General features: G+C 28.8%; 11 protein-coding genes, 1 pseudogene and 1 other annotated feature. All 12 genes and pseudogenes read right to left on the bottom strand.

Annotation, left to right across the window (positions count from 1 at the left end; all coding sequences use genetic code 11):
- Nucleotides 1-61: 61 nt before the first annotated feature.
- Nucleotides 62-1,534, bottom strand: coding sequence for a glutamate synthase subunit beta (locus ACFYH6_RS09625; protein ID WP_416178494.1), 1,473 nt, complete (start codon nucleotides 1,532-1,534; stop codon nucleotides 62-64).
- Complete coding sequence (gene gltB, locus ACFYH6_RS09620) at nucleotides 1,534-6,084, bottom strand: glutamate synthase large subunit (RefSeq protein ID WP_416178493.1); 4,551 nt, start codon at nucleotides 6,082-6,084, stop codon at nucleotides 1,534-1,536. The genes ACFYH6_RS09625 and gltB overlap by 1 nt, the downstream gene beginning before the upstream one ends.
- A gap of 178 nt (nucleotides 6,085-6,262) precedes the next feature.
- Entirely contained in the window at nucleotides 6,263-6,808 is a 546-nt protein-coding gene (locus ACFYH6_RS09615) for an ANTAR domain-containing response regulator (protein ID WP_316344493.1), read from the bottom strand.
- Between the two features lie 25 nt (nucleotides 6,809-6,833).
- Nucleotides 6,834-8,165: a type I glutamate--ammonia ligase gene (gene glnA, locus ACFYH6_RS09610; RefSeq protein ID WP_416178492.1), complete on the bottom strand. Its 1,332-nt coding sequence runs from the start codon at nucleotides 8,163-8,165 to the stop codon at nucleotides 6,834-6,836.
- Nucleotides 8,166-8,364: 199 nt separating this feature from the next.
- On the bottom strand, nucleotides 8,365-9,534 hold the full coding sequence (locus ACFYH6_RS09605; protein WP_316344490.1) for an aminotransferase class I/II-fold pyridoxal phosphate-dependent enzyme: 1,170 nt from the start codon (nucleotides 9,532-9,534) through the stop codon (nucleotides 8,365-8,367).
- On the bottom strand, nucleotides 9,531-10,013 hold the full coding sequence (locus ACFYH6_RS09600) for an Lrp/AsnC family transcriptional regulator (protein WP_316344489.1): 483 nt from the start codon (nucleotides 10,011-10,013) through the stop codon (nucleotides 9,531-9,533). Before ACFYH6_RS09600 ends, ACFYH6_RS09605 begins: the two co-directional genes overlap by 4 nt.
- A 45-nt stretch (nucleotides 10,014-10,058) precedes the next feature.
- Nucleotides 10,059-10,309 (bottom strand) — a binding site (T-box leader).
- Nucleotides 10,310-10,408: 99 nt separating this feature from the next.
- Complete coding sequence (gene miaB, locus ACFYH6_RS09595; RefSeq protein WP_316344700.1) at nucleotides 10,409-11,743, bottom strand: tRNA (N6-isopentenyl adenosine(37)-C2)-methylthiotransferase MiaB; 1,335 nt, start codon at nucleotides 11,741-11,743, stop codon at nucleotides 10,409-10,411.
- Between the two features lie 101 nt (nucleotides 11,744-11,844).
- A complete protein-coding gene (locus ACFYH6_RS09590) occupies nucleotides 11,845-12,759 on the bottom strand; it encodes a GNAT family N-acetyltransferase (protein WP_416178491.1) in 915 nt (304 codons plus the stop codon).
- A gap of 120 nt (nucleotides 12,760-12,879) precedes the next feature.
- Nucleotides 12,880-14,787 (bottom strand): annotated as a pseudogene (locus ACFYH6_RS09585) (bifunctional 4-hydroxy-3-methylbut-2-enyl diphosphate reductase/30S ribosomal protein S1).
- 24 nt (nucleotides 14,788-14,811) lie between these two features.
- Entirely contained in the window at nucleotides 14,812-15,459 is a 648-nt protein-coding gene (gene cmk, locus ACFYH6_RS09580) for a (d)CMP kinase (RefSeq protein ID WP_316344702.1), read from the bottom strand.
- A 77-nt stretch (nucleotides 15,460-15,536) separates the two neighbouring features.
- The gene (locus tag ACFYH6_RS09575) at nucleotides 15,537-16,757 is read right to left on the bottom strand and encodes an NAD(P)/FAD-dependent oxidoreductase (protein ID WP_416178490.1); all 1,221 of its coding nucleotides are present in this window, start codon (nucleotides 16,755-16,757) and stop codon (nucleotides 15,537-15,539) included.
- 115 nt (nucleotides 16,758-16,872) lie between these two features.
- Complete coding sequence (locus tag ACFYH6_RS09570; RefSeq protein ID WP_316344704.1) at nucleotides 16,873-17,769, bottom strand: MurR/RpiR family transcriptional regulator; 897 nt, start codon at nucleotides 17,767-17,769, stop codon at nucleotides 16,873-16,875.
- Nucleotides 17,770-17,784: the final 15 nt, after the last annotated feature.

Raw genomic sequence — 17,784 nt, 5'->3', positions numbered from 1 at the left:
ACATTATTATTATATGGAATTATCTAATAATTAAAGGAAGTAATATTTACTATAATTTTTTTTATTTTCCTGATAAATATTCATTTATACTTTTTGCAGCTTCTAGACCTTCTCTTATTGCCCATACAACAAGAGATTGGCCTCTACGTGCATCACCACAAGTAAATATTTTCTCTCTGCTAGTTTTAAATAGCTTATAATCTGCATTAATGTTTCCTCTATTATCTAGTTTAATATCAAAACTATTGCTTATATATTCTTCAGTACCCAAAAATCCCATTGCAATCATAACAATATCTACATCAATAATTTCTTCGCTACCCTCTTCTTCTTTAAAGGTTAATCTTCCATTTTCATCTTGATACCAATTTACTCTTATAGTTTTAGCTGCTTTTACATTTCCAGCTTCATCTGATATAAATTCTTTTACACTTGTGCAATACTGCCTTGGATCTTGTCCAAAAACTTCAATGGATTCTTCTTGTCCATAATCTACCTTTAAAGTTCTATTCCATTCTGGCCAAGGATTACTGTCTAATCTTTCCTTTGGCAATGAATTTGTTATTTCTAATTGAGTTACAGACTTACAGCCTTGTCTTATTGAAGTTGCTACACAGTCTGTACCAGTATCTCCACCACCAATTATTAGAACATTTTTATCTTTACTAGATATCTGCTTTGAAACCACTTCATTATTTAGCAAACTCCTTGTATTTTCCTTTAAGTAATCCACTGCAAAGTATATGCCTTTTAGATTTCTTCCTGGAACATTTAAATCTCTTGGTTTAGTAGCTCCAGTAGCTAATACAATAGAATCATATTCTTCTAAAACTTTATCTCTTAAAGGTTCATTTATGCATATATCTGATTTAGTGAAGAATTTAACTCCCTCAGCTTCTAACAGTTTTATTCTTCTATTAACTACTTCTTTATCAAGCTTCATATTAGGAATACCATACATTAGTAATCCTCCAAGCCTATCTTCTCTCTCAAAGACATCCACATTATATCCAAATCTATTTAGATAGTAAGCACAGGATAAACCAGCTGGCCCAGAACCTATTACTGCTACTTTTTTATTATTTCTGTACTTAGGAACTTCTGACTTCATAAGACCTTCTTTAAAAGCAGTATCAATTATATATCTTTCATTTTCCTTAATGCTAACAGCAGGTCCATTTATAGATACTGTACAGGCAGATTCACATGGTGCTGGACATACTCTCCCGGTAAATTCAGGAAATGGATTAGTTTTTAGCAGCCTATCTAATGCTATATTTATATTATTCTTATATACTAAATCATTAAATTCAGGTATTAAATTATTTAAAGGGCACCCTGATGCCATTCCTTTTATTAATAAGCCCGATTGACAAAATGGTATTCCACAATCCATACATCTAGCACCTTGTTTTGCTTGCTCTTCTTTAGAAAGCAAGTTATGAAATTCATTGTAATGAGCTATTCTTTCTTCTACAGAATCATTTTGCCCTACTTTTCTTTCAAATTCTAAAAATCCAGTTGGTTTTCCCATTACATAGCACTCCTTTCGTAAAAAGCAGCTAGAAGTGCTTCTTCATGATTTAAGCCTTCAGCTTTTTTCTTATCTATTAATGTTATTATTTTTTTATAATCATTAGGAACTATTTTTTTGAAATTCTTTATTTCCTCATTCCAATTATTTAATATTTCTGTACCACGTTTAGAATCTGTTGATTCAACATGTTCTTTTATTAGAAATTTAATTGTTTCTTCATCATCAATTTCTAAGGTTTCTATATTTACTAACTCCCTATTTAATTTGCTATTAAAAGTATCATCATTATCATATACGTAAGCTATACCACCACTCATGCCTGCTGCAAAGTTAAGACCACATTTTCCTAGTAATACTACTGTTCCACCAGTCATATATTCTAAACCATGATCTCCCACTCCTTCAACTACAGCTGTAGCACCAGAGTTTCTTACAGCAAATCTCTCGCCAGCAACTCCATTAATAAATACTTTTCCTGAGGTTGCTCCATATAATGCAACATTACCAATAATAATGTTTTCTTCTGGGTTTATATTACAATCTTCTGGATTTTTAACGATAATTTTTCCACCAGATAGCCCTTTTCCTAAATAGTCGTTACAATCACCATTTACTTTAATTGTTATTCCCTTTGGCATAAATGCACCTATACTTTGTCCACCTGATCCTTTACAGTTTAATAATATTGAATCATCTTTTAATGTATTGTATCCATATTTTCTTGTAATATTACAACCAAGTAATGTACCTAAAGTTCTATCTGTATTATTTATATCAATATCTATATTTATTGAATTATTACCATTAAAGCTTTTTTCAACTATAGGAATTAATAGGCTTCTATCTAAGGTTCTAGCCTTTACTTCTTTATAATTTTTATTAAATTTATTTTGAGAAGTAAAGAATCTTTCATCATTAATTAATAATGAGGATAAATTAACCTTACTTCTTTTAAAGCCTTTTTTACTTTCCTTTTCTTTAAGTCTATCGAATCTTCCAACCATTTCATCAATAGTTCTAAATCCAAGCTTAGACATATATTCTCTCAATTCTTCAGCTATAAAATACATAAAGTTTATTACATACTCTGGTTTACCTTTAAATCTCTTTCTAAGTTCTTTATTTTGCGTAGCAATTCCTACAGGGCATGTATCTAAATTACAGACTCTCATCATTACACAACCTAATGATACTAATGGTGCAGTTGCAAATCCAAATTCTTCTGCTCCTAGTAAAGCAGCAATAGCTACATCTCTACCAGTCATTAATTTACCATCTACTTCTAGTCTAACTCTATCTCTTAAGTTATTTAAAATAAGAGTTTGATGTGCTTCTGCAATTCCAAGTTCCCATGGTAATCCAGCATTTTGAATTGAAGTTTTAGGTGATGCACCTGTACCACCATCATGACCAGATATTAAAATTACATTTGCACCAGCCTTAGCAACTCCTGTTGCTACTGTGCCCACACCTGCTTCAGCAACCAATTTAACAGAAATATCTGCTTCGTCGTTTGACTGTTTTAAATCATATATTAATTGAGCTAAATCCTCTATTGAATATATATCATGATGTGGTGGTGGCGATATTAATCCTACTGCTGTAGTAGCTCCCCTAGTCTTTGCTATCCATGGATATACTTTTTTAGCAGGCAGTTGTCCACCTTCGCCAGGTTTCGCTCCTTGAGCCATTTTTATTTGTATTTCACTAGCATTAACTAAATATTCAGAAGTTACTCCAAATCTTCCAGAAGCTATTTGCTTTATAGCAGATCTTCTTGAATCTCCATTTTCATCAACTATAAATCTATCTCTATCTTCCCCACCTTCACCAGTATTAGATTTTCCACCGATTTTATTCATTGCAATAGCTAAAGCTTCATGAGCTTCCTTAGAAATAGAACCATAAGACATAGCGCCTGTTTTAAATCTCTTTACTATTGATTCAACACTTTCTACTTCATCTATTGGAATAGGATCACTTAAATATTTAAAATCTAATAAGCTTCTTAATGTAATAAATGAATCTTCACTATCTATTAACTGAGAATATTCTTTAAAGGTATTATAATCTCCATTTCTTGTTGCTTGTTGTAGTTTGTAAATAGTTAATGGATTGTATAAATGTTCTTCTTTATCAGCTCTAAACTTATCTCTTCCACTTGAATTAAATGTAAATTTAAAGTTAGAATTACTCTTTTTATATGCATTTCTATGCTTTCTAAGAATTTCATCTTGTATTTCCTTTAATGATATTCCTTCTATTCTACTTACAGTGTTAGTAAAGTATTTATTAATTACGTGTTCATTTATTCCAACAGCTTCAAAGATTTGAGCACCTTTATAAGATTGGATAGTTGATATACCCATCTTAGACATTATTTTAATTAATCCCTTTAATATAGCTTTATTATATTTTTTAACAGCAACATTATAATCTTCAATTAAAAGCTTATCTTCTTGTAGCTTAAGAATTGATTCATATACTAAATAAGGATTTATAGCTGAAGCACCAAATCCAATAAGAGTAGCAAAATGATGAACTTCTCTTGGTTCTCCACTTTCAACAATTAAATCAACCTTACTTCTAAGGCCTTTCTTAATTAAATAATGATGTACAGCAGATAAGGCTAATAAAGATGGTATTGGAATTATTTTATTATTAACATTTTTATCACTTAAAATTATAATATTATATCCTTCTAATATTGATTTTTCTGATTCCTTACATAACAAATCTAAAGCTAAGTCTAAATCATACTCATCATCTTTTTTACCGTAGGAAGCATTAATAGTCTTTACCCTAAAATCAGGATTATCAAATTTTCTTATTTTATTTAAATCTTCATTGGTTAAAATTGGAGTTGATAGTTTAATTTTAGGTTTATTTTCTTCCAATTCACCTAATAGATTTTCTGATGAACCAAGATATATAGTTGTAGATGTTATAATTTCCTCTCTAATTGCATCTATAGGTGGATTTGTTACTTGAGCAAATAATTGTTTGAAATAATTAAAAAGTGGTTGAGGTTCTGTTGATAATACTGCTAAAGGAGTATCTACTCCCATGGAGCTTAATGGTTCCTCACCTTTTTCACACATTGGTAAAATAGTGTTTTTTAAATCTTCGTATGTGTAGTTATAAATCTGCAGTAGCTTATCTCTATTTATATTAAAGAAGTCATTATTATTAATTAAATTCACCTTTATATTTTCTAATGGGATTATGTTATTATTAATCCAATTTAAGTAAGGCTTCTTTGAATAATATTGCTTTTTAACCTCTTCATTACTTAATATCTTTTTATTTAAGGTATCTACTAATAATATCTTACCAGGTGTTAATCTACCCTTTGAAACTATATCCTCATTTCGTATATCTAAAGCACCGACTTCTGATGATAATACTAAATTATTATCCTTTGTTATATAATATCTAGCAGGTCTTAAGCCATTTCTATCTAAAGTTGCTCCCATAACATTTCCATCAGAAAATACAATAGCTGCAGGACCATCCCATGGTTCCATTAATGTAGCATTATATTCAAAAAATGCTTTTTCTTCTTTAGAAATAAAATTATTTTTCTCCCATGGTTCTGGAACCAACATCATAATAGCTTCTTCTATGCTTTTTCCATTCATAATTAGAAATTCTAAAGTATTATCTAATATAGCTGAGTCTGATCCTTCACTATTTATAATAGGTAGAGCTTTCTTTAAATCCGTTCTTATATCTTCCTTATATAGATTTCCTTCTCTTGCTAATAAGCTATTTATATTACCTCTTAAGGTATTAATTTCACCATTATGAATTATATATCTATTAGGATGTGCTCTTTTCCAGCTTGGAACAGTATTAGTACTATATCTTGAATGTACCATAGTAATTGCTGATTGAACTTTAGCATTTGATAAATCAATATAAAAGTTTTTAAGCTGGCTTGCAAGTAATAGACCTTTATATACGATAGTCTTTGAAGACAAAGATGATATATATGCATTTTCAGTAACTAATTCTTTCTCAAATCGTCTTCTTATAATATATAGTTTTCTTTCGAAATCTCTATAATCATTAATATCTGAAGGCTTTTCAATAATAACCTGTTTAAAACAAGGCATAGATGATATTGCATATTCACCTAGTACTGATTTATTTACAGGTACAGACCTCCAAGCTAATATTTTTAAATTCTCTTCGTAGCATAATTTTTCAAATATATTAACGCAAGCTTTTTGCTCTGTTGAATCTACTGGTAAAAAGAACATACCAACTGCGTAATCTCCTTCACTAGGAAGAATCACTCCAAGTTTTTGTGCTTCTTCTTTAAAAAATCTATGAGGTATTTGAAATAGTATACCAGATCCATCCCCAGTTTTACCATCCGCTCCTGTACCACCTCTATGTTCTAAATTAATTAATATATTTAGAGCATCCTCAATAGAGTTGTGGGTTTTAATTCCATCGATATTAACTATAGCTCCAATTCCACAGGCATCATGTTCAAAAGAACTTCTGTATAGACCTATATCTTTATGCATAAATATCATCCCCTCGTTAGAATAATTTATTATATATTTGTTTCTCTAGTACAATGAATAACATTAGAGAAAACTTATTTTAGAGTTGCTAAAATAGAATTATCGAAGTACTATTTTTTTACTTCAATAATTCTATTTTTTAAATTTTATTTTCCTACTTTTAATGTAGTTTAAAATTTATTATTTATTATGATATAATTTCTTTTGCATACTCAACCATTTTTAATCCAGCATCCATGCTATTTTTTTGGATAAATCTATAAGCTTCTTGTTCACTTATTCCTTTTTGCTCCATAAGTATACCTTTTGCTTTTTCAATAATTATCCTATCATTAATTTTTACTTCTAAATTATTAACTTTGTTCTTTAATTTATTAATTTTTCTCTCACTTTGATAAATAATATCTAAGGTATTTAAAAATAACATAGTATTTATTGGACTTGATATACAAATAATATCAGTTTCCTCTTGTACAATTGATTTATAAGGTTCATTTACAATAGCAAGAAAGCTACAATCATCTCCAGTACTCTCATAGATATCAAGTAAATTCATATCATTGAACTTATAACCACTAATGACTATAGATGGAGACAACTGCTTTATGGATCGTATAAGTTCATTGCCATATTTACACACTGCTATAACATTAAATCCATTTCCTACTAGGATACTTTTTATCTTTTGAGAAGTTTCTTCGTTATTTAGTGCAATTATTACATCTATTGTCATTTACATTGCTCCCTTACAAGTAAAATTAATATTGATTTAAATAATTTTCAATTTCCCAAGCATGAACCTTACTTCTATAGTCATCCCATTCGGCTTTTTTGGCTTTTATATAATTATTAAATGTGTGTTCACCTAAAGTGTTCTTTACTAATTCACTTTCTTCCATATATTTTATTGCTTCTTCTAAGCTACCTGGAAGACTGTCTATTCCTTCTATACCCCTTTCTTCTAAAGTCATTTTGAAGATATTCTTTTCTACACTTTCAGGTGGAACTAAGTTATTTTTAATTCCATCAAGACCTGCAGCTAAAAGACAAGCTAAAACTAAATATGGGTTTGAACTTGGATCTGGACATCTAAGCTCAATTCTTGTACCATTTCCCCTTGATGCTGGAACTCTTATAAGAGGGCTTCTATTTTTTGCTGACCATGCTATATATACTGGTGCTTCATATCCTGGAACTAATCTCTTATAGGAATTAACAAGAGGATTTGTTATAGCAGAGATTCCCTTTATATTCTTTACTAATCCAGCTATGAAACTATAAGCTGTAGAACTTAATCCTAATTTATCATTTTCATCAACAAATGCATTTTTACCATCTTTACATAATGACATATTGACATGCATACCAGAACCGTTTATACCAAAGAAAGGCTTAGGCATAAATGTTGCATAAACACCATGTCTTTGAGCTATTGATTTAACAACCAATTTAAATGTCATTATATTATCAGCAGTAGTTAATGCATCTTCATATTTAAAATCTATTTCATTTTGACCCTCAGCAACCTCATGATGTGAAGCTTCAATTTCAAATCCCATGTCTTCTAATACTAAAGCTATATCTCTTCTAACATTTTCCCCTGCATCTAATGGACTTAAATCAAAATATCCTGCGTTATCTTGTGTCTTTAATACAGGTTTTCCATTTTCATCAGTATTTAGTAAGAAGAACTCACATTCAGGTCCTACATTCATTGAATATCCTAAATCTTCTGCTTCTTTTAAAACTCTTTTTAAGATATTTCTAGGATCTCCTTCAAATGGGTTTCCTTCAGGTCTATATATATCACATATTAATCTGGCAACCTTACCTTGTTGTGGTCTCCATGGAAAAATCACAAAACTATCTAAATTAGGTCTTAGATACATATCAGATTCTTCTATTCTAACAAACCCTGATATAGATGAACCATCAAACATAATTTGATTATCTAGTGCCTTTTCTAATTGCTTGTCTGTAATTGCTACATTTTTTAAGGACCCAAATATATCGGTAAATTGTAACCTAATAAACTTTACCCCATTTTCCTTGACTAATTGAATAATATCGTTTCTTGAGTATTTTGACATAATGACTTCCCCCTTTTTATTTATAAAAAAAGCGCACAATAGAAAACCTCTATTGAACGCCTTTGTTCAAAACTTATTTTTTATAATTATATTATTAAATTGTCAGAATTGCAACTATTTTTTAACAAATTTATTGGAAAGCTTTTATTATAATATTAAAACCTTACCAATACCTTAATATATTTAAAAATCTAATAATTTATATATTTAGTTTACTAATAAATCTTTTTATTCTTTTAACAGCTTCTATTAAATCTTCAGTGGAAGAGGCATAACAAGCCCTAATAAAACCTTCACCACATTCTCCAAAAGCATTTCCAGGAACAGCTAGTACATTTTCTTCTAATAATAATCTTTCACAAAATTCATCAGAGGTTAATCCAGTAGATTTTATACACGGGAATACATATAAGGCTCCTAAGGGTTCAAAACATTCTAATCCCATATCCCTAAAACCTTTAACTAAAATTCTTCTTCTTCTATTATATTCTCTAGCCATTTCTCTGACACTATCATCACCATGCTTAAGTGCTTCTATGGCAGCAAATTGAGCTGTTGTAGGGGAGCACATTATAGCATATTGATGTATTTTCTTTAATGCATCAATTAAAATAGGATGTCCACATACATAACCTAAACGCCAGCCTGTCATTGCATAAGCTTTAGAAAATCCATTAATTACTAATGTTTTATCTTTAACTTCTTCAAAGCTGGCAATAGAATAATGATCTTTATCATAGGATAATTCTGCATATATTTCATCTGAGAGAATTATAATATCTTTATCCTTTAATACATCTACAATTTCTTTAAGTTCTTCTTTAGTCATAATTGCACCTGTTGGATTATTTGGAAAAGGAATTATGACTACTTTGGTTTTTGGAGTTATGGCTTTTTCAAGAAGCTCTGCAGTAAGCTTAAATTCATCCTCTTGTCTTAAATTAATAATTACAGGAGTTGCACCGCAGAAGGTTGCACAACCTTTATAGGCTACAAAACTAGGTTCTGGTATAATAACCTCATCTCCAGGACCTACAAGAGCTCTTAGAGCAAGATCTATACCTTCACTTCCTCCTACAGTTACTAATATCTCATCATCAGGCTTATAGCTTAAATTAAATCTTCTATTTAAATAATTTGAAATTTCTTTTCTTAACTCTATAAATCCTGCATTTGATGAATAGTGAGTTTCACCTTTTTCTAGTGAATAGATACCAGCTTCAATGACATTCCATGGTGTAACAAAGTCTGGCTCACCAACTCCAAGTGATATAACATCCTCCATTTCATTAATTAAATCAAAATATTTTCTAATACCTGATGGAGGCATATTTCTAACATTATCTAATATCATTTCTTCTAATATCATATAAATATAGCCTCCCTATTTTCAGTTTTCTTTTCTTTAAATACTCTTCCATGATCTTTATATTTTTTAAGTACAAAGTGAGTTGCTGTACCTGTTACACATTCTTGTATTGCAAGTTTTTCAGATACAAATAATGCAACTTCTTTCATAGTTTTTCCTTCAACTATAACTGTTAAATCAAAGCCTCCAGAGGACATTAGATAACAAGCTTTTACTTCATTAAATTTATATATTCTTTCTGCTACTTTATCAAAGCCAACGCCTCTTTGAGGTGTAATTTTTACTTCTATTAATGCAGTTACAGTTTCCTTGCCTGTGTTTTCCCAATTTATAAGAGTTGTATAACCTGCAATAATGTTTTTTTCTTCATAATCTCTTATTGCTTCTCTAACCTCTTCAACAGTTTTTCCAGTCATAGTAGCTATTTCTTCATCTTTAAATCTACTATTTTTTTCTAATACTTCTAATATCTCATCCATATTATATCCCTCCATAAAAATAAAAAAATAAGTCCTCCATCCCCAAAAAGGGACGAAGGACATTGTTTCCGCGGTACCACCCTAATAAGTAATATTTTACTCACTCATTATGAATATATTTATATTCAATTCTCTATAACGGGAGAAATCCGTCAATATCTAATTAAGAAATATATTCTTATTTTTCAATACGAGATTCAAAGGCTGCTTTATTTAACATCCCATACTAAACTCTCACCTAACTTTAGCTCTCTTTAATGTTTAGTTAAACTACTCTTCCTTATCATTATCTTTTAAATATTACTTTTTTAATATTATAATAATAAATTTATAATATTTCAATAGATTTTATACGGAAAATCTAAATAATTTTAATTTAAATTTTTAAATTGTTATTATACAACTTCTCCTATTAATGAGAATGGTTGAGCTCTAAGTATTTTGACATTTACTAATTCACCAATATTAACATTTTCACCAGAGAAGTTAACTAGCTTTCCATTTCTTGTTCTTCCAGTGAATTTGCTTTCGTCATTTTTACTTGGACCTTCAACTAATACTTCTACTATCTTATTTTCAAATGCTTTATTTTTACTTATAACACTTTCATTAACAGCCTTTACTAATCTATCAAATCTATGATGTTTATCTTCATCTTTAACTTGGTTTAACATCATATCAGCTGGTGTATTATTTCTTCTAGAATAAATAAATGTGAAGGCTGAATCATATTGAACTTTATTTACTAAATCTAAAGTGTCTAGGAAATCTTCTTCAGTTTCTCCTGGGAATCCTACTATAATATCAGTTGTGATAGCTACATCTGGTATTTCTTTTTTTATTAAGTCAACTAATTCTAAATAAGATTCTTTAGTATAATTTCTATTCATTTTCTTAAGAATTTTACTTGATCCACTTTGAACTGGTAAATGTATTTGCTCACATAATTTATCACATTCTTTTATAGCTAATATAACCTCTTTAGTTAGATCCTTTGGATGTGGTGACATAAATCTAACTCTTTCTAAACCATCTATTTTATTTATTTTTCTTAGAAGCTTAGCAAAATTTATATCCTCTTCTAAGCCTTTACCATAAGAGTTAACATTTTGTCCTAAAAGTGTAATTTCTTTATAGCCTTTTGATACTAAATCCTTAATTTCATTTATAATATCTTCTGATTTTCTACTTCTTTCTCTACCTCTTACATAAGGAACTACACAATATGTACAGAAATTATTACATCCATACATAATAGTTACAAATGCTTTAACAGAACTTTCTCTATCTATAGGTACTCCTTCTATAATTTCTTCCTCTTTATTAAATATTTCTCTAACTTGAACACCTTCAGTTTTTACTCTATTTAAATATTCTGGGAACTTGTAAGCATTATGTGTACCGAATATTATGTTAACATGAGAAAATTTCTTTAAAATCTTATCTGCCATTCCTTCTTGTTGCATCATGCAACCACAAACAGCAATTATTAAATCAGGATTTTCTTTTTTCAAGTGCTTTAATTCACCTAAGTTACCAAATACCTTATTTTCTGCATTTTCTCTAACACAACAAGTATTATATATAATAATTCCAGCTTCCTTTAAATCATCTGTTTTACTATAACCTATGCTTTTAAGCATTCCAGATAACTTTTCAGAATCTTCCTCGTTCATTTGACATCCCCATGTCTCAATATAATACTTTAAATCCTTTATTTCTTCCTTCATAAGTATTCTCCTTTATAGAATTATATTTTCTCCAGTAACATTATAATAAAAATACTTGTTTTTTTAAATAGTTATAATAAAATTTGATAATAGTTTGCATTTTAAACCTTTCTTTCCCAAACAAGAATTTTATTAACTTCTTTAAATCCTATCCATTTATACAAATTTATAGCTTTCAAATTTGTTGAATCTACTCTTATAAATAATTCCTCTATGCCATAGTTTTTAGCTGCATCAACTATTTTACTTAGAAATATCTTACTTAATCCCTTCCCCCTATATTTTGCTACTATGCCAAAGTTAACAATGGTATACATATTTCTATTAAATATTATTTGCCCATATCCTATATAATCATTATTATGAATTCCTAAGAAGCAAAGATCTTGTATAAAATAGTCTTGAGTCATATCTGCATAAATATCATCTACATTTAGAGGTTTTCTATCTAGTTGAGCAAAAATATCATTTTGTATGTTACAACGTAGAATTTCATCCTTACCTATATTTAAATTTCTAATAGAAACATCAGCATAATTATCAATATTCATATTATATTTAAGGCTATTTTGTTTTTCATTTTCTAATTGCATCTGCAACACATTATAATTATAATTAGTAATATTCATTTTCAATAATAAGGTGTAATTTTCTTTACTAAATCCTAATTTATTTAATAATATATTTGTTATTAGGGAATCAAATTCTTCATAGCAAAGAATATTTTTATCAAAATATGATAAAGTTGAATAATTAATTAAATCTTTGAAATCAACATCTATATATAATGCCCATACTTTAATATATTGCCCATATCCACCTTCATACCATATATAACCTATATAATTATTATCTACTTTTATAAGTCGAATAAACTTTCTATAAATATATTTAATTAAAAAATTTTGTTCTTCATAGCATCTAAAGAAATCTTTATTATAACTAGCTTCTTCAAAGTTTTTATTATAAAGTTCCTTAAATATATTCATATTATTCAAAGACAATCTTTCCAACATTACCATATAACCCCTTTTAATCACTATATAATAAGTATATTTCTAATAAGATACTTTGGTCAATATATTAATAAAAATAAAAAAATAGGTCACATATAAAGTTATATGTGACCTGTTTTTTTATTTAGCATCTCTTATACTAAGTGCAATTTTCTTATTTTCTGCATCAACTGAAAGAATTATAGCTTTTACTTCATCACCTATATTTAATACATCAGCAGGATTGTTTATTCTTTCATTGCTTATCTTAGAAATATGAACTAATCCATCTACTCCTGGTTCTAATTCAACAAAAGCACCAAAATCACTAATTCTTACAACTTTTCCTAGTACTGCAGAGCCTTCTGGGTACTTTTCTTCAATATTGCTCCATGGTTCTGGAGTTAAAGCCTTAATACTTAAAGAAATTCTATTATTTTCTCTATCAGCTTCAATAATCTTTACATCAACTATTTGACCCTTTTTAAGTACGCTTTCAGCTGACTTAACATGATTCCATGATATTTGTGATAAATGAATTAATCCATCTACTCCATTTATATCAGCAAATGCTCCAAAGTTAGTAAATCTCTTAATTTCTGCCTTAACCACGTCACCAACTTTAATATTTTCCCAAGCTGCATCTTCTACAACTTTTTTAGCTTCTTCAAGAATTACTCTTCTTGATGCAACTATCTTTAATGGATTTCCTAGGGCAAAGTCAATTAGTCTAACTTCTAACTCTGTACCTACTAAGTTGCTTCTATCATTAGAAAATCTAATATCTACTTGTGATGAAGGAACAAAAATTCTTACTCCATCATAGTAACCTATTAATCCTTTTTCTATAGCATCTTTAATTTTAATAGTAAAGTTTTCTTTGTTGTTAAACTTATTTTCTAAATCCTTTAAAGTTTCTTTTTTCTCATATTCTAGTCTTGAAAGAACTACATTACCATCTTCATTTTTTAATTTTATAACTTTAGCTGTTATTTCATCTCCTACCTTTATTTTTTCAAGGTATGATTCTAAATTTTCTTCAGATGTTAATTCTTTAAAAGGTATTACTCCGTCAGATTTATATCCAACTAAAGAAATAGTAATTTCATCTCTTCCTAAAGATAAAATTTCACCTTTAATTTCATCACCAATTCTAAATCTTCTATCCATTTCGTCCATTAGCTTTAATTGATCTTCCATTTAGTTTCTTCCCTCCATAATATCAATTACTTCTTTTATTATCCAGTCAGGAGTAGATGCACCTGCAGTAACCCCAACTTTTTTACCTCTATTTTCTTCAATAAATTCATTTGTAAGTTCTTTTGAATTTTCAATATGAATTGTATTAGGGCAATTTGCCTTTGATATTTGATAAAGCTTAGTAGTATTAGAGCTATTTCTACCTCCAATTACAATCATAGTATCTACATCTTTGGATAATTCATTAGCACTCTTTTGTCTTACTTCTGTAGCAGAACAAATAGTGTTGAATGCTAATAATTCCTTAGTATTAGAAGATAAATTGCTTACTGTATTTTTCCATGTTTCTTCTTTTTCTGTAGTTTGAGATACAACACATATCTTCTTTGGTAGTTTTTGATCAAAAGTACCATCCTTAGTGATAATAGCACTATTATTACACCATCCATTAATTCCTATAATTTCTGGATGTTTGTCATCACCAAGAATTACTATATTATATCCAAGCTCTGAGTACTTATTAACTTTCTTGTGTATATTAGTAACATAAGGACATGTTGCATTTACAACTTCTAATCCTCTTGCTTCAAGATTTTCAGTAACTTCCTTAGATACTCCATGAGACCTAATTACTATTACATCACCTTCATTTAATTTATCAATGTCGTTGTAGTCAATTGCATAAATATCATTTTCTTCTAAATACATAACAACATCGTTATTATGTATTAAGGGTCCTAATGTATATATCTTCTTATTATATTGTTTTTTTACCTTTAGAGCTTCTTCGACAGCTCTTTGTACTCCAAAACAAAATCCAGCATTTTCTGCTAAAATAACTTTACTCATATTAATTCTCCTAAGATTATATTTTTATTTTTTTATACTTAGGGATATTTTTTCAACAACTTCATCAATTGAAAGATTTGTTGTATCTATTTCAATAGCATCTTCAGCCTTCTTTAACGGGTCAATTTCTCTATGGCTATCAATATAATCCCTTTTTATTATATCTTCTAATATAGTAGAATAGTCTACTGATAACCCTCTATCTTTTAGTTCCTTATATCTTCTTTCAGCTCTAGCTTCTGGAGTTGCAGTTAGAAAAAACTTAAACTTTGAATCTTTTAATACCACTGTACCAATATCTCTTCCATCCATAATAACATCAAATTTCTTTGACATATCTCTTTGAAGTTTTACTAATTTACTTCTTACTTCTTTTATTGATGCATATTTAGAAACTATACCACTAATTTCTGGCATAGTGATCTTTTCTTGAATATTTTCACCATTTAAAATTAAATCATCATTTTCAAATTTCATATCAAAAGAATCAATTATTTCACATAATGCATCAACATCTGTATCCCCTATGTTCTTTTCTTTAGCTACTAAAGCTACAGCTCTGTACATTGCACCTGTATTTATATACATTAAATCAAAATTCTTGGCAACTAATTTTGCAATTGTACTTTTACCAGCTCCAGCTGGTCCATCTATAGCAACTGATATTCTCAAAATAGTATTCCACCTTTCGTCTTTGAAAAACATTTTCATATAAATTATATTATTATTATATATTTTTAACAAGTCTATTATATATTGCTTCCAGCTAAATAACCAGTAGATAATGCAATTTGAACATTGTATCCTCCTGTGAAAGCATCAACATCTATAACTTCTCCAGCAAAGGATAAGTTATTTATTAACTTAGATTTCATTGTAGAGGGATCTATTTCTAAAGTATCTACTCCACCTGAAGTTACTATTGCTTCTTCTATTGGTCTTAAGCCCTTTATACCTACCTTTAGGCCTTTAATTAAGTTAACTAAATTTTTTCTTTCCTCTTTAGTTATTTCATTAACCTTTTTATTTTCTTCAATATTAGATAAAGAAATAACTATAGGTATTAATTTTTGAGGAAGCAATTCATCTAAAGAATTTTTAAAATCTTTATTTATATACTTTTTAAAATCCTTTTGTACTCTCTTATCCAATTCGTCATAAGTAAGAGCGGGTTTTAAATCAATATTTATATAATAACTTTTATCTTCTTCAATATATCTTGAAGCTTTTAAAATAATAGGTCCAGACAAACCATAACTTGTAAATAACATCTCACCTTGATTTTTATATATAGGTTTTTTTGAAATACCATTATATAGAGATATCTCGATATTTTTAAGAGTTAAACCAGTTAAGTCTTTTATCCATTTATCCTTTAATTCAATTGGTACTAATGATGGTTTTAAATCTATTATATTATGTCCAAGAGATTTTGAAAACCTTATGCCATCACCACGGGATCCAGTCAAAGGATAGGAAACACCGCCAGTTGCAATAATAAAATGGTCTCCCTCTATGTAATATTTGTTATTAACTTCTATAGCTTCTATTGTATTATTACTAAACTTAATATTAGTAACAAGACTATTCAATTTTAGTTCTATGTTATTTTTGATTATTTCCTTCATTAATCCTTTTATTATATCTGAAGATTTATCTGAAGCAGGAAAAACCCTACCCCCTCTTTCATTCTTTAGCTTTATTCCCTGAGATTCAAAAAAATTTATGGTATCTTCATTTGTATAAGAATATAATGCACTATATAAAAAGTGAGGATTCCCTGGTATAAAGTCAAAAAACTCTGATATATCCTTACTATTTGTTACATTACATCTACCTTTCCCTGTAATGAATAGCTTTTTACCAACCTTTTCATTTCCATCAAGTAAAATAACTTTATTATTTTTTGAGGCTGTTATAGCAGCCATCATACCTGCTGGGCCTGCTCCAATTACTATAACCTTTTTCATTACAATCCTCCAAGCATTATTTTGTCTTAATAAATATATCATTTAAAATTATTAAATTCAACTTTTATAAATGAAAAAACGACCAAATAATGGTCGTTTTTATACAATATCATAATTAATCATCAGCAACATTTTTATTATTATAAGAATAAACGTTATATTCTCTCCAAATTTCTTCTAAATTATTAAAAGTAGCAGTAATACTTTGTTTTTCTCTCATACCTACAGCTATTATTAATGCATTAATAACAGATAATGGTGCAACCAAAGAATCAACAAAGGAAGCCATGTTACTTTGTGCTATTAAAGAATAGTCTGCTTTGGCTGCTAAAGGTGATAGAAGACTATCTGTTATAGCTACAACATTAGCACCTCTATCTTGAGCAAAAGCTAAAGCATCAATGGTTCTTGAGGCATATCTTGGGAAACCTATTCCTATAACTAAATCTCCCTCTTCTAAATTAATCATTTGTTCAAAAATATCTGATATTCCATTTCCAACAGTTCTTACATTTTGTAAAATTATATTAAGATAAAAGCCTAAGAATTCTGCTAAAGCTGTAGAACTTCTAAGCCCAATTATGTATATTCTTTTTGCTTCGAATATTTTTTTTACAACTTCTTCAAAGGTATTATAATTAATTTTTTCTAATGTAGCTCTTATGTTTTCCATATCAGCTTTAAGAACTCCTTTAAGAGCGTATCCTTCACTTATATAGTCATTTGATAACTCTAATCTTTGTACTGTAGTAAGTTTATTTTTTATTAGTTCTTGCAAAGCCTTTTGAAGTTTAGGGTATCCTGAAAAACCAAGTTCATTTGCAAATCTAACTACTGTTGATTCTGAAACTCCTACAGATACACCAAGTTTAGCCGCAGTCATAAAAGCAGCTTTATCATAGCTCTTTAAAATATATTCAGCAATTAATTTTTGCCCTTTACTCAATCTTGGGAACCTTGATTGTATTAATCGCATTAAATCTTTTGAGTTGTCGTTAAGATTAGTATCCATCCGTATCCCTTCTTT

It is taken from the genome of Clostridium sp. HCS.1, assembly GCF_047900555.1.
Classification (GTDB): Bacteria; Bacillota; Clostridia; order Clostridiales; family Clostridiaceae; genus Clostridium.
This window is presented reverse-complemented; position numbering and strand designations above follow the sequence as displayed.

Excerpts from the sequence above, each read along its gene's own strand:
- ACFYH6_RS09625 (WP_416178494.1), bottom strand. The coding sequence starts at position 1,534 with ATGGGAAAACCAACTGGATTTTTAGAATTTGAAAGAAAAGTAGGGCAA.
- gltB (WP_416178493.1), bottom strand. The coding sequence starts at position 6,084 with ATGATATTTATGCATAAAGATATAGGTCTATACAGAAGTTCTTTTGAA.
- ACFYH6_RS09615 (WP_316344493.1), bottom strand. The coding sequence starts at position 6,808 with ATGACAATAGATGTAATAATTGCACTAAATAACGAAGAAACTTCTCAA.
- glnA (WP_416178492.1), bottom strand. The coding sequence starts at position 8,165 with ATGTCAAAATACTCAAGAAACGATATTATTCAATTAGTCAAGGAAAAT.
- ACFYH6_RS09605 (WP_316344490.1), bottom strand. The coding sequence starts at position 9,534 with ATGATATTAGAAGAAATGATATTAGATAATGTTAGAAATATGCCTCCA.
- ACFYH6_RS09600 (WP_316344489.1), bottom strand. The coding sequence starts at position 10,013 with ATGGATGAGATATTAGAAGTATTAGAAAAAAATAGTAGATTTAAAGAT.
- miaB (WP_316344700.1), bottom strand. The coding sequence starts at position 11,743 with ATGAAGGAAGAAATAAAGGATTTAAAGTATTATATTGAGACATGGGGA.
- ACFYH6_RS09590 (WP_416178491.1), bottom strand. The coding sequence starts at position 12,759 with ATGTTGGAAAGATTGTCTTTGAATAATATGAATATATTTAAGGAACTT.
- ACFYH6_RS09575 (WP_416178490.1), bottom strand. The coding sequence starts at position 16,757 with ATGAAAAAGGTTATAGTAATTGGAGCAGGCCCAGCAGGTATGATGGCT.
- ACFYH6_RS09570 (WP_316344704.1), bottom strand. The coding sequence starts at position 17,769 with ATGGATACTAATCTTAACGACAACTCAAAAGATTTAATGCGATTAATA.